This window comes from Lentilactobacillus parabuchneri DSM 5707 = NBRC 107865 (genome assembly GCF_001435315.1).
Lineage (GTDB): Bacteria > Bacillota > Bacilli > Lactobacillales > Lactobacillaceae > Lentilactobacillus > Lentilactobacillus parabuchneri.
Window position 1 is genome coordinate 144833 of record NZ_AZGK01000002.1, and the last position, 13195, is coordinate 158027.

Sequence of the window (13195 nt, forward strand, 5' to 3'; positions counted from 1 at the left end):
AATTAAAGTGGTTTTCCATCGCTTAGCCTGACGTGCAGTAACCATGTTAAAACATCCGGTAAAATCTTTTGCCAGTACAGCCAATCATGGCCGCCGGGTTCTGTTTGATAAGTCACATTTAAGCCAAGTCGATTGTTCAAATACGCAGCAAAGGCGTCGCTTTCGGGCTTCATCTCGTCTTGATCGCCCATTAGATAATAAAATCGCAACTTTCGAAGTGCTTCTTTGGGGGCTGCTTCTGCCAAATGCTGTAAATATCGATCTGGCAAAGCACCATCAAAGATCGCTCGAAAGTCCGGCATCATTTTTGGCAGGGTTGTCAAATCAACCACCGGAGACATCGGAATAACCGCACTAAACCAGTCCGGATGGGTGAAGGCTAATTTTAAGGCACCAAAGCCACCCATCGATACGCCGCCGACAAAGTTATCTGACCATTTTGTGGAAAGCGGCAGCAGTTTTCGCATTTCCGGGATCACTTCTTTGGTAAGGTAATCCCAGTATGGCAACCCATTAGCCATATTCATATAGAAGCTGCGATTCATTTCGGGGGTGATGACTGCCAAATTCGTATACTTGGTTAAAACTTCCAAATTCGTCTTTCTGATCCAGCCGCTGCCGTTATCTCCCAAGCCATGAAGCAGCCAAAGAACCTGCAGCTTATTTTTCGGATCAATTTGATTTGGCAGTACCACGTGAATTGTCGTTTGTTCTTCTAGTGCCTGCCAAGCCCGGGTAAAACTCAAGATGCTCATCAAAACGCTCCTTTGCCTTATCTAATTTTCTTCAACTGTTCATCGGCAATTTTTTCCAGCAGCTTCTTGTCCTCATCTTTGGTAACCTGGGCTGCCAGTTGGTGCAAACGGACGTAGTTCACGTGGGCATCCGTGATAGTTCCTGTAAGGTCTTGGATTTCTCTAGCAGACTTACCAGTCTTTTTTGCCTTGTTTGGGGCAAATTCAGAAAAATAGGTTGCAGAATACCGGAGCGTCTTGGATCGTTTCCGCACCTTGTGAACCATTGGGTAATCGGTAAAATCCAAATTTTGATAACGCTTGGTCAATTGCTTATCGCGCCGGGTAAGCTCGGAAGATACATATTGATGCCAACCGGTCATATCGTCAAACTTCAAGCGATTTAATTGCTGCCCAACTTGCTGCAGCCAGGTACTCAGTTCCTGCTGTGCTTGCTTGGACAGTGTCCGTTGCATTTCCTGCTCACGACTGTCCCGCAAAAGTTTAAATAAGTGTCGGTAGTTAACTTGCGCGTCAGGGTGGTTGTATGCATAAACGCCGGCTTCTTCAATCAATACGTCAAGTTCCCGCAGCGTCCCGAACAAATTGGCGGAACGGCTTAGCTCGGCATCCATTCCCGTATATATAACCGGATCGATTCGCCGTTTTAAGAACTTAATTAATCCACGCAATGTTCGAATCATCACCCGCAAGTCATGTGCGCGATTCGGATCATAAGGGTTGTTTAGGTACCGTGTCCACTCAACTTGGATGGCTTGGTAACGTTTTTCAATTATCTTTTGGATTGTCATGATGAACTGCCTCTTTTCAGCTCTAAAACAAAAGATTTAACATCACAAAAAGTACAACTTTAATCTAGCATAGTTTGATCTCAAAGCGGTAATAATTAGTCAAAAATTTGTTCATTGTTGATCATGACTTGCCTCGGCGATATCTCAGATATAGGCGTTTTGATTCCAAAATTTAAGCCCAGCAATCGATTATTCCTGGTTTTGGAATAAATGATTACTGGGCTTAAATGAAAGCTAATGGCTAAATGTCACAAGCACTTAAAATAATAGCATTTTGAACGGGTCGATACCCATGTTGTCAATGAATGAACGGTTACTCGAAGAATGAATCAAAAATCTTATCGGCCAAACTGCCACCAGTGCTTTTTCTTGGGTGCTTCTTGAAATCGCGCGTTACTCGGCTGGTAACTATCGGGAATTTTATCTCCCTTGGGTTGTTCTTCGTTCACGGTTTCTGGAATAGTTTGCTTTACCGAAGAAACACCCTTATTTTCGAGTTGTTTAAGCTTGTTTTGAACATCCAACTGCAGCCGCTGGGATTGGTCAAGCAATTGATGCAATTCAGCAATTTGCTTATCCTTGGCTTCAATCTGCTTTCGTTGATCTTCCAGCTGTTCAGCTAACAAAGCTGTTTGCTTGTTATCACCCTTAGTCGCAAGTTGGTTAGTGGTTTGCTTTTCGCGTTCTTGTTCCACGTGTCCGTCTTGGTTCTTGAATTGACCTTTGAGAAGCTCAACGCCCTCGTCTTTGATCAGAATCTTGTTTCCTTTTTTTATCGTATATGTATCTCTGAACTTATCGTCCATATGTTTTCTGATTGCAGTTTTCGATACCGATAATTCGTCCGCCAACTCTTTGATAGTCAGTTCCATAATGTCGCCCCCAACATAAATAGTATAGTTTGCAAACAGTGTGTTTGCAGTCGCACATCATTATTATAGTGATTAACATGCCGTTCGGCAAATAAATTCTGAAGTTTGCTCGGATTTTATTATAACAAATCCCCTCTTAAAATGAGATTTTAATTAGATTATTTGTTGACAATCTCATCTAAAATGCGGTAAACTACTCGCATGCTGAATGTGAACTGAAAGAAAACTGATTTTTTGCCATTATAATTTACATATTGTTGGTCGAGGAAGGAAACCGCGATCGTTTTCGTATTTAGTAAGTGTGGTTTCCAGATCTAAAGTTTTCGTTTAACGATTTTCTTAGAAATGAAAGTAGGAGTGATTGTATGAGCAGTTTAACTGAAAAAATGTTCCGTAAGGAAGATCCCCTTGTCTATCAAGATAAGGATTCTCATTTGATTCGAAGCTTAACAACCAAAGATTTCTTAGCCCTTGGTGTTGGAACAATCGTTTCGACTTCCATCTTCACGTTGCCCGGCGTTGTTGCCGCTCAACATGCCGGCCCAGCCGTTGCCCTTTCATTCTTGGCAGCTGCGATTGTTGCCGGAATTGTCGCTTTTGCCTACGCTGAAATGGCAGCTGCAATGCCGTTTGCCGGATCCGCCTATTCCTGGATCAACGTGGTCTTTGGCGAGTTCTGGGGCTGGATCGCAGGCTGGGCGCTGCTGGCAGAATATTTCATCGCCGTGGCGTTCGTGGCATCCGGTCTGTCGGCCAACTTCCAGGGACTGATATCTCCTCTGGGCTTTAAGCTGCCAGCTGCACTCTCTACAGCTTCAACCGGTAGTAACGGCGGCTTAATGGATATCGTCGCGATTATCGTTATTTTACTGGTTACAACACTGCTCTCCCGTGGTGCTTCACAGACCGCCCGAGTTGAAAACACGCTGGTTGTTTTAAAAGTGATCGCAATTTTAATTTTTATTTTTGTTGGCGCAACCGCCATTAAAATGAGCAACTACACACCATTTATTCCAAAGTATCACGTTAACCCGGATGGGTCCGCATTTGGTGGTTGGCAAGGAATCTACGCTGGGGTTTCCGAAATCTTCCTGGCCTACATTGGTTTTGATTCCATCGCTGCGAACTCTGCTGAAGCTAAAAATCCACAAAAGACCATGCCACGAGGAATTCTTGGGTCACTGGTTATTGCCGTTATTCTCTTCGTTTCCGTTGCTTTGGTTTTGGTCGGGATGTTCAAATATTCTGATTACGCAAACAACGCTGAACCTGTTGGTTGGGCGCTTCGTCAAAGCGGGCATGCCGTGATCGCAACGGTTGTTCAGGCAATTGCGGTTGTTGGGATGTTTACCGCCTTAATCGGGATGATGTTGGCCGGATCACGTTTGATCTATTCATTCGGTCGTGACGGCTTACTTCCTAAGTGGCTTGGAAAATTGGATCACAATTTACCAAACCGTTCATTGATCGTATTGACCATTATTGCCATCGCCTTAGGTGCATTCTTCCCATTCACCTTCTTGGCACAATTGATTTCCGCCGGAACTTTGATCGCCTTCATGTTCGTATCGCTGGGCATTTACGCTTTACGTCCTCGTGAAGGTAAGGATATTCCGATGCCAAGCTTTAAAATGCCGCTTTATCCAGTGTTGCCAGCACTTGGCTTCTTAGGTGCATTAGGTATCTTCTGGGGCTTGGACATCCAAGCTAAGACTTATGCCCTCGGCTGGTTTATCCTGGGCATGGTCATTTACTTCGCATATGGGATTACACATTCAACCGCGACTGTTGATAAAGCTGCGGAACACGAAAAAGACTAGTAAGGGGTTGAGGATTTCATGGGTAAGTTAGATAAGGCTTCTAAATTAATTGGTGAAGAAAATCAGTACTATGCACAATCCGCGCGAATCAACTACTATAATTTAGTGATCGATCACGCTCACGGTGCGACATTAGTGGACGTTGACGGCAACAAATATATTGATTTGCTGGCAAGTGCATCTGCAATTAATGTCGGCCACACCCATGAAAAAGTTGTTAAAGCAATCTCTGATCAGGCACAAAAACTGATTCATTACACCACCGCGTATTTTCACCACGTTCCAGGAATGGAACTATCTGAAAAGCTCGCTAAAATAGCCCCGGGAGAGTCACCAAAAATGGTGAGTTTCGGAAACTCGGGTTCAGACGCAAACGATGCGATTATCAAGTTTGCAAGAGCCTACACCGGTCGCCAGTACATTGTTTCGTATATGGGCTCGTATCATGGCTCCACGTATGGTTCGCAAACCTTATCGGGAAGTAGCTTAAACATGACCCGAAAGATTGGGCCAATGCTTCCAAGCGTGGTTCACGTTCCTTATCCTGATTCATACAGAACTTATCCCGGAGAAACCGAACACGATATCTCACTTCGTTACTTCAACGAATTCAAGAAACCGTTTGAGTCATTTTTGCCCGCTGATGAAACGGCTTGTGTCCTGATTGAACCAATCCAGGGTGATGGCGGCATTATCAAGGCACCGGAAGAATATATGCAGCTGGTTTATCAATTTTGTCACGAACATGGTATTTTGTTTGCGATTGATGAGGTTAACCAAGGCCTTGGCCGAACGGGTAAACTTTGGAGCATCCAACAGTTCAAGGACATTGAACCGGATTTGATGTCCGTTGGCAAGTCACTTGCATCCGGCATGCCTTTAAGTGCTGTCATTGGTAAAAAGGAAGTGATGCAAAGCTTGGAGGCACCGGCGCACGTCTTTACGACTGCCGGTAACCCAGTGTGTTCCGCCGCATCACTGGCAACTCTTGATGTCATTGAAGATGAGCATTTGGTTGAAAAATCAGCGAAGGACGGCGCTTACGCCAAGCAAAAATTCCTGGAGATGCAAAAACGTCACCCAATGATTGGTGACGTTCGCATGTGGGGCCTCAATGGCGGCATTGAATTAGTCAAAGATCCAAAGACAAAGGAACCCGATAGTGACGCTGCAACCAAAGTCATCTATTATGCATTCGACCACGGCGTTGTTTTAATCACGCTCGCAGGCAATATCCTGCGTTTCCAGCCGCCACTGGTTATTCCTCGAGAACAACTCGATCGCGCCCTCCAGGTGCTCGACGATGCCTTTACAGCCGTTGAGAACGGTGAGGTTGAACTACCAACGAATACTGGTAAGATTGGCTGGTAACCCACTACTATAATTAACTGAAAAATTTAAATCAACATGACAAAAGTCTGAGGGTAGTAAAATGCCTCAGGCTTTTTATTTCAATTCAAATTCCAGCACTTCAGGATTGTGGTCCGAATTTTTAAACCCTAAGGACTTAACGTGGACGCGCTTCACTTGAATATTATCTGAAAGCAAGAACCCATCAATCAATGATGTGTAGGTTTTTCCCGGGTAATATGGGGTCCCATTTGCGCGAACTGACGGGATTTTCTTCTCGGCTAAGCCTTGCTTGGCAATCCGAAAACCGGTTGGCAATTGATTTGCCGGAAATGGATGCGTCCAATTCATGCGTTTACGGGTTGTCTTAAAGACTTCCGGACTATTCCCCAACATATCATGATTGTAATCCCCCGCCACCATCACGTAATTGCCGGCTTGCCTTTCACTGGTCATTTTGGCAAAGAGTTTATTGATTTGCGCTTTGCGAACCTTGGCGTTTTTGGTGAACGCGGATAAATGCAGATTAATCACAGCCAATCGCTTACCGTTACTAACTGGAATGTGACTAACCGAAATCGCCCGATCCAAATCCATAAATTTGTTAAAATCGGTGTCAATCGGCAACTGGTAGCGGGTGCTATCAGTTATTTTCGCCTTTGCCAATGTCAGTAACCCTGATTTAGCTCGTCCAATCGGTCGATTGAGGGGATAAAACAGATAAGCCGAGTCATAATTTTGAGCGTAAACACTGGAATAATTAGCCATCCGGTTCTCGAGCCAACTGACTTCGTTAACGTGATAGGAGCGGTCGCCGTTAGTATCTACCTCTTGAAAAAACATCAACGTTGGATCTTCTTGTTTAACGGCTCTGTGAATGCCCGCCAAGTCCGCCATAACCGATTGGCGGCTAAAAGCCCGTGAATACTTGCCGCCATCCATGAAGAATGAATAATTATCAGGATAAGCCGCGTATCCAATGTTAAACGTCATCGCTTTGTACAGGTGGTTCGCTTTGAGAACTTGCTGATTTTGATTATGTGGTTTAAGTTTCACGTTATCAGGAATTCGATGGTAAGTTAAAAATACGTAAGCGGCGTACCCACCGACCATCACAATCAGACCAGATATAACCCACAGTACTACCTTAATTAATTGTTTCATATGATCCCTCCACATCTAATATCATATCAAATTCGCTAACGAACGATTGGAAATATTTTTAAACAATTGGTACCGGTTACAACGTTTTAATGATAAAATTTAGGTATCTTTGTTCATCCTTGAGGAGGGAATATCATGAAGAAATCAAATTTTTTGTTTATGCTATTATTTGCTGGTGCACTCAGCATCGGGGTCGGAACATCTTCGCAAAGTGTTTCTGCCAAAACAGTTAATATTTACTTAACACGTCACGGCCAAACAATGTTTAACGTTAACGGCCGTGGTCAGGGTTGGGCTGACAGCCCGCTAACCGATACCGGCATTCAAGTTGCCCACCAACTGGGATATGGGTTGTATGGCTTGAAATTCAAAGCTGCCTACTCAGCAGATAACATGCGGACCTTTAAGACAGCAACCTATGCGCTTCAATCATCAGGCAATGGCAACTTGAAGGTCAATTGGACGCCAAATCTTCGAGAAGGCGGCTATGGTAGTTTTGAGGGACAGAAGTATGACGATGTTAATAAAATTACCATGCCACTTGTAAAACCAGCTGGAACTTATTCCGGTCCGCAAGATTTTAGCAAAGCACAACAAGCCCTTGGCAAAGACTTCTGGCCAGCACTGCAGGACGCCTATCACGAAGCAGAGACCGTTGATTTTGGCAAATACAGCGATCCAAGTCTTCCGGAATCATTGAAAGCTGAAAGCTCTACTCAGGTGATCAACCGCATGAACAATGAATTAACATCTATTGCTCAAAAAGCAGAAAAGACAGGTGGCAATGTCCTCGTCGTCAGTTCAGGGATGTCGATTCCAGAATGGCTATCAGCTGAAAAGAATTACACAGTTCCTAGATTTGTTAATTGGGGAAATGAAGCCACAATGAAGGTAACGTATAAGAATGGCCAATTCTACTTTCCATCAAATGTAACCGATAAGACAATTCTTTACACAATTAATAAAGGTGCCGCATTACAAAAGCTTCCCAAAAACACATTAAAAGTGAACCGATTCTATTTGAAAAAGAACCGGGTTTCTGGTAAAACTTCAACAGGTGCATCACTCATACTTGCAAACGCTAAAGGATCATCATTGAAGAAAGCAACTGCAAACCAAAACGGAAACTTTGTGTTTAAGTTGAGTAAATCAACTCTGGCGAAACTTAAAAAGGGTATGAATTTGAAACTAACGTCAATTCCAAAGAACGCAGCGGAATCCCACAATATGAATTCTGATCAGATTTCGCAAACCGTATTTGGCAATAAGACAGCAACCGTTAAAGTGCTGAAATAACAAAGTTCAATGTAAAAGGGAGTGTGCCAAAAGGCGGGTTTGCTTCCGTAGCATAACCTAGAATAACTTTTTGAGCTGAAAGCTCGGAAAGTTATTCGTAGTTATGCCTAGGAAGCGGCCTTTTGACACACGTTCCGGCTATATAATATTGAAAACGTAAAGGGGCTGTTGGCAAAACGTTAGTTTTGTCACAGCCCCTTTTCTATACCCGAATTTTGTCTTTTAAAAATCTCATCGACGCCCATAACAACAATGCACACGCGGCACCAATAACAATATTAATCCAGGCAATTGCCGTCACCGGAGTTGCTTCCGCGACTGAAACGATCACCATTCCAATGCTACCCATGATGGTCCCACCGGCACTGTATAAAGCAGATGCAGAACCGTTATCGTTTTCCTCTTGTTTTAACACCAAATAAGTTCCAGGCGGCCGAACCATGCTGCTGGCCAGAGTTGCCGGAAACTGGGTTAAGGCAAACGCAATCGGGCTCATTTTACCAAAGGAGAGTACCAGAATGCCGGCGACAATACTCATGCCAAACGCTGTGTAAATGATTGTAAAGCGATCGACGTACTTTGACAGCGGGATATAGACCAATGGCCCCATCAGCATGCCAATCGCGTTAAACGAGAAGAATAAGCTAAACATCCGGCTGCTTAAATGAAACGTATCTTGAAAAATATACGATGATGAGGAAATGTAAGATAAGGACACAATCGACATCAAAGAAAAGCTAAACAAAAGCGCCGTAAATCCAGGGTTTAAAAGCAATACCCCCAGCCGACCGAAGGATCTGAGAACGCTGGTTGTTTCGTGGTTGGCTTGATGGGTTTCCTTAAAAATCAGTGCTCCGTAGATGACTGACGCGCCCAATAATGCTTGAGCGAAGAAAATACCCCGCCAAGAGATAAACGTTAGCAACAATGACCCAATCACCGGCGCAATGGCTGGCGAAATAACCACCATTGATTGCACGATCGCCAATGTGGTTTCCTGTTTGCGACCAACAAAAACATCCTTGATGACCGCGGTGGCAATGGTTGTCGCCACCCCGCCACCAATAGCTTGAAGAACCCGGAAAATAATAATTTCATACGCATTTGTCGCAATCCCGCAAAGAATACTGGCAACCATATACAAGGTTAGGCCAATCAGGAGAATCGGCCGCCGTCCGTATCGATCGCTGAGCGGTCCCCAAAAGAGGGTTGCGATTGAATAAAAGACAAAAAATAAAATTAAAGTCAGATTCATCACGATTTCAGGAACTGCAAAGAACTTGGTCATCTCAGGGAGTGCTGGTAGATAAAGATCGGTTGATAACGGCACAAAGGCACTCAAAAGCGCCAGAAAAACAATAAAACCGGTATTGCCCATTCTGGGTTGCACTTGGTTGGTTGCCATCTCAACACCTCCTAATCTCTCTCCCACTTCATGCGAACCGCAAACTCATCGGTCACTTCATCTAAATCATGACTAATTTCATGAAAACCCTGTTGGATATAAAAACGATAGGCCCGCGAATTCTTCTCGTACACGGACAATGTGAGGACCGAATGAGTTGATTTGGCAGCCGCGATTAATTGTGAACCAATGCCTTGATCACGAAATTTGGCGGCCACAAATAGCCCCGCTATATAATTGCCATCCATACCCAAGAACCCTTTGACATGGCCATCAGATTCAAATATAAAGAGTTCAGCCTTTGAAATCGCCTTCTTGGCGCCATCATAATAATTCTTCCAATACATCGGATCAATAAAGGCGTGGGCCTCAAGATTTGAGCTCAACCAAATATCCGCCACTTCATCTAACATAGGTCCCGACAGACCAATCGTATGGGTAATCATCACATAACGCCTCCACAAAAAGGATTTGTTTCTTATTTTATACCAAAAAGGGAATTCCGAGGTGGAATTCCCTTTTTGAAATAGATTACTTAATCACTTTGACGTATTTTGAGTTTCCAGTGATATAACCGCCGGAAATGTGATACCTCAGTGCACCGTGGTTTGAGACGCTGTTTGCATGTGAGTAATCGTAGTTTTTAATTTTAATCTTGGCACCCTTCTTAAAGGCGACTTTCTTGTTGCGTTTACTGAGGTTGACATCTCGATAACGATAAATTGTCTTTTTAACCTTAACATAACGCGGTTGTTTTTGCGTACCCATCGTTACCAGTTTGCGGTTTGCGGTAATGTACTTGCCATTTGATAAGACGTATCGCGTGGTCAAGTTATGCTTTACAATCGCAGTAACATGCAAGACAGTTCCCTGTTTGTAATTTCGATACAAACCGGTCAAATTCTTATACATGTAGGCGTTAACCCCTCGTGGGTTAATGACCGTTACTGATGTGTGCATCGTCTGGTAATAAACTGGGCGGACGTATGCCCACTGCGCAGTGATATAACCTTTTTTACCACGATTCTTGGTCAAATGGTTCACATCGCGAACTTTGTAACGAAGACGGCCATTCGCAGAGTGACCATAACCGGTAACGACAAACATTGGCCGGTAAACTCTCGGCTTGGAAACATAGCCTGCTTTGCGCTCACGTTTACTGAAGGTCGTATTCTTGTACAAATAAATCTTCTTTAGTGAGTAAACAACCGTGCCCTTCGCAGCGACATTGCTACCGGAGTTTGAATCACCCCCACCAGGTGTTGGGGTTGGGGTAGGCGTCGGTGTTGGCGTGGGGGTGGGGGTTGGATTAGGTGTTGGGGTAGGTGTGACATCCTTCTTCACATAAATTTTTACTGGTGAAGTCGTGGTTCCCCAGACAACAGTCGGTTGAACTTTTCCGTTCAGCTCACTACCGGAAGCAATATGATAACCGGTTGGCACTGTACCATACGTTAAAATCTTATTTAGATCCCACGTGTCACCAGTTTTGGTCGTACTTGACGGCGTTAACGTAAATTTGTTGTTTGGAAAACTTGTTTGGCCATCAACATCGACAAATTCAGCATTTAAACTTGTGAGATTATCATCTGGAATAATCTTCAAGCTTGCATATTTAGTGGCACTTGATCCATTGGTATTTGACGCAAAGATTGGTATCTGATAAGTTTGTCCGCCGTTTATCTTGCCGTACGCTAATTCTGATTTGTAATCATAGCCCAGGCCGAAGTTCAATGCGTCGTCAGTGTGGGGATCATTATTATCGGTGGTCGTCGCAAACTGACTCAAAATATCTTTTGCCGATTTCAATTGTGTGTTGTTATTAAACAACAGAGCTCTGGCTTGGGATAACGTTACTTTCAGGTTCTTCACCGTTAATAACGGTATGAAGCCAGCCCCAATTGTACTGTTATACATCATTTGAGCAGTTCGATCTTTAACGGTACTATTGTTACTGATATTTGAAATACTTGAAGTAATCACAAACTTATCTGAAACCAATTTCGTTTGAACTGCAAACGGAATGTTTAGACTACGACCGGCATCATTAGGACCAAGGTTGTCGATCGTAACAGTAACCTTTCCCCCCGTACTAGTTGGATCAATCGTCCATTTAGTCGTTGGTGTGTTGGAAATTGGATGTGTATTATCCGGGCTTTCATAAACTTTTAAAGCCTTTGGATCTTTGATTAAATTAATGGCGTTACTCGAAGATAACGTCCACGTGAACGACTTGGGAACTTTGTCAACGTCGGTTGGCAACGTAACCTGCGCCCAAGCAACGGTCGCGTTTTGATCGTACCAGTAGATTAGGTTTTTATCATAAGCAGTACTAGAAGCATCCGGAGAATAGGCATAGAAATTGCCATTATAGATATCCCCGTCATCAATAAAGCCCGATGGCGCAGTTAATCCACCGAGTCCCCCAAATATTTCTTGGCTAAGGGTATCAGCACCACCACCTGAATTTCCGGGAATGTTGTTAACATTCAAAGTTCCATCTTTAATGACAGTTGTCTGACTTCCTCGTATATAGTTAACCTTGATAGGATATGAGACCGTTGACTTTTCGTTAAGATCACTGGTTGCGGGTTTCATATAGATTGAAACCCCTGCGTGCGCAAGATTGGCGTAATCAGGACCACTCTTTGCAGTCAGCGTAATTGTTGCCGGGTTAGTACTACCATCTGTCGAGACGTCAAAGAAATTCCCCGACGAAACAGCATTGATTTGAAGCGAGCTAAGATCAAATCCAGCAACGCCATCGCTATCTTTTCCGACGGAAATTTGAATCTTATCGCCTGGTTTAATACCAGCGGTCTCTGCAAGTAAAAACTGCATATTGATTGCCTGGCTACTATTATATGTTGCGTCATTTTTAAAGTTCGTGGTGTAGGTAAATGGACTGGTTAATTCAGAATCATCCGCGTTAACAGTCAGCCCACTCAGAAACATCCCAAATAAAAGACTAAACAGCCCAATCACTAAAGAAATGATAATACTTTTGTTAAAGTGACGATGATGCGCCACATTTGATAAACCAATATCACTATGCATTTTAATTCCCCCGTTCCTATATCTCTATTGTAATATGCCAGACCGTTCATTACAATCAGTAATGGGATTTCTGGTCTAAATGTAATGTTCTTATTTATAAGCCAAATATCATAATTTTGCGGACTTTTCACAAATTTTCATGTACAATTGACTTAAAAATAAGGAGGAACACCTACATGTCAGTCTATCAGAACAAAGTTTATCTTGCTTCGCCATTTTTCAGCGACGGTCAAAAGGATCGGATTAACCAAGTTGTTGAATTACTCAAGCAGAACCCAACTATTGAAAGTGACGGTATTTTCATCCCTCAAGATCACCAATTTGAGTCCGAACCTTTCGGCAGCTTCAAATGGCAAGACGCCGTATTTGCCTCGGACATGCGCCAAGTACATAAAGCCGACGTTGTCGTAGCGATTTTGGATTACCAACTTGAAGAGGGCCTGACAGAACCCGATTCCGGAACGATATTTGAAATCGGCTCAGCTCATGAGGCCAACATTCCCGTTATCATGGTTCAATTCGGTGAAAATAGCGAATTGAATCTGATGCTGGCCCGCAGCTACACAGCTTTCTTCAATGGCAAGGCTGACATTCAACACCTCAAGGACTACGATTTCAACAACCTCGAACAACGTTATACGGAGAAAAAAGTCCTTTAATTATATGTAAAAATGCTAGGCACCCT

Annotated in this window: 11 protein-coding genes; 4 read left to right on the top strand and 7 right to left on the bottom strand. The window is 43.6% G+C overall.

Annotation, left to right across the window (positions count from 1 at the left end):
- Nucleotides 1–2 precede the first annotated feature (2 nt).
- The 3 genes from FC51_RS03205 to FC51_RS03215 all read right to left on the bottom strand — a co-directional run bounded on the left by FC51_RS03205 (nt 3) and on the right by FC51_RS03215 (nt 2418).
- Nucleotides 3–755 carry an alpha/beta hydrolase gene (locus tag FC51_RS03205; RefSeq protein ID WP_057910832.1) on the bottom strand — a complete coding sequence of 251 codons (753 nt, stop codon included), beginning with the start codon at nt 753–755 and terminating at the stop codon, nt 3–5.
- A gap of 17 nt (nt 756–772) precedes the next feature.
- Entirely contained in the window at nt 773–1546 is a 774-nt protein-coding gene (locus tag FC51_RS03210; RefSeq protein WP_057910831.1) for a CHAD domain-containing protein, read from the bottom strand.
- A 338-nt stretch (nt 1547–1884) separates the two neighbouring features.
- Nucleotides 1885–2418, bottom strand: coding sequence for an HTH domain-containing protein (locus FC51_RS03215; protein ID WP_057910830.1), 534 nt, complete (start codon nt 2416–2418; stop codon nt 1885–1887).
- Nucleotides 2419–2783: 365 nt separating this feature from the next.
- Here FC51_RS03215 and FC51_RS03220 point away from each other — a divergent pair, with 365 nt between their 5' ends.
- Both FC51_RS03220 and FC51_RS03225 read left to right on the top strand, forming a co-directional pair.
- Nucleotides 2784–4238: an APC family permease gene (locus FC51_RS03220; RefSeq protein ID WP_057910829.1), complete on the top strand. Its 1455-nt coding sequence runs from the start codon at nt 2784–2786 to the stop codon at nt 4236–4238.
- An 18-nt stretch (nt 4239–4256) separates the two neighbouring features.
- Entirely contained in the window at nt 4257–5609 is a 1353-nt protein-coding gene (locus tag FC51_RS03225) for an aspartate aminotransferase family protein (RefSeq protein WP_057910828.1), read from the top strand.
- A gap of 75 nt (nt 5610–5684) precedes the next feature.
- Here the strand turns inward: FC51_RS03225 and FC51_RS03230 are convergent, their stop codons facing one another.
- Nucleotides 5685–6752 (bottom strand): endonuclease/exonuclease/phosphatase family protein, encoded by a 1068-nt coding sequence (locus tag FC51_RS03230; RefSeq protein WP_057910827.1) that lies wholly within the window; start codon nt 6750–6752, stop codon nt 5685–5687.
- 135 nt (nt 6753–6887) lie between these two features.
- On the opposite strand from FC51_RS03230, the gene FC51_RS03235 reads away from it, so the two are divergent.
- The gene (locus FC51_RS03235; protein WP_057910826.1) at nt 6888–8048 is read left to right on the top strand and encodes a histidine phosphatase family protein; all 1161 of its coding nucleotides are present in this window, start codon (nt 6888–6890) and stop codon (nt 8046–8048) included.
- A gap of 202 nt (nt 8049–8250) precedes the next feature.
- Here the strand turns inward: FC51_RS03235 and FC51_RS03240 are convergent, their stop codons facing one another.
- The 3 genes from FC51_RS03240 to FC51_RS12415 all read right to left on the bottom strand — a co-directional run bounded on the left by FC51_RS03240 (nt 8251) and on the right by FC51_RS12415 (nt 12510).
- Nucleotides 8251–9453 carry an MFS transporter gene (locus FC51_RS03240; protein WP_057909476.1) on the bottom strand — a complete coding sequence of 401 codons (1203 nt, stop codon included), beginning with the start codon at nt 9451–9453 and terminating at the stop codon, nt 8251–8253.
- An 11-nt stretch (nt 9454–9464) separates the two neighbouring features.
- Nucleotides 9465–9899 carry a GNAT family N-acetyltransferase gene (locus FC51_RS03245; RefSeq protein WP_057909475.1) on the bottom strand — a complete coding sequence of 145 codons (435 nt, stop codon included), beginning with the start codon at nt 9897–9899 and terminating at the stop codon, nt 9465–9467.
- An 85-nt stretch (nt 9900–9984) separates the two neighbouring features.
- Nucleotides 9985–12510, bottom strand: a complete 2526-nt coding sequence (locus FC51_RS12415) for a DUF5776 domain-containing protein (RefSeq protein WP_057909474.1) — start codon at nt 12508–12510, stop codon at nt 9985–9987.
- A 176-nt stretch (nt 12511–12686) separates the two neighbouring features.
- On the opposite strand from FC51_RS12415, the gene FC51_RS03255 reads away from it, so the two are divergent.
- Nucleotides 12687–13169 (top strand): nucleoside 2-deoxyribosyltransferase, encoded by a 483-nt coding sequence (locus tag FC51_RS03255; protein ID WP_057909473.1) that lies wholly within the window; start codon nt 12687–12689, stop codon nt 13167–13169.
- Nucleotides 13170–13195 lie beyond the last annotated feature (26 nt).

Bases quoted from the DNA above. Each gene is read 5' to 3' on its own strand.
- FC51_RS12415 (WP_057909474.1), bottom strand. From the start codon at position 12,510: ATGCATAGTGATATTGGTTTATCAAATGTGGCGCATCATCGTCACTTT.
- FC51_RS03205 (WP_057910832.1), bottom strand. From the start codon at position 755: ATGAGCATCTTGAGTTTTACCCGGGCTTGGCAGGCACTAGAAGAACAA.
- FC51_RS03225 (WP_057910828.1), top strand. From the start codon at position 4,257: ATGGGTAAGTTAGATAAGGCTTCTAAATTAATTGGTGAAGAAAATCAG.
- FC51_RS03240 (WP_057909476.1), bottom strand. From the start codon at position 9,453: ATGGCAACCAACCAAGTGCAACCCAGAATGGGCAATACCGGTTTTATT.
- FC51_RS03220 (WP_057910829.1), top strand. From the start codon at position 2,784: ATGAGCAGTTTAACTGAAAAAATGTTCCGTAAGGAAGATCCCCTTGTC.
- FC51_RS03215 (WP_057910830.1), bottom strand. From the start codon at position 2,418: ATGGAACTGACTATCAAAGAGTTGGCGGACGAATTATCGGTATCGAAA.
- FC51_RS03230 (WP_057910827.1), bottom strand. From the start codon at position 6,752: ATGAAACAATTAATTAAGGTAGTACTGTGGGTTATATCTGGTCTGATT.
- FC51_RS03245 (WP_057909475.1), bottom strand. From the start codon at position 9,899: ATGATTACCCATACGATTGGTCTGTCGGGACCTATGTTAGATGAAGTG.
- FC51_RS03210 (WP_057910831.1), bottom strand. From the start codon at position 1,546: ATGACAATCCAAAAGATAATTGAAAAACGTTACCAAGCCATCCAAGTT.
- FC51_RS03235 (WP_057910826.1), top strand. From the start codon at position 6,888: ATGAAGAAATCAAATTTTTTGTTTATGCTATTATTTGCTGGTGCACTC.
- FC51_RS03255 (WP_057909473.1), top strand. From the start codon at position 12,687: ATGTCAGTCTATCAGAACAAAGTTTATCTTGCTTCGCCATTTTTCAGC.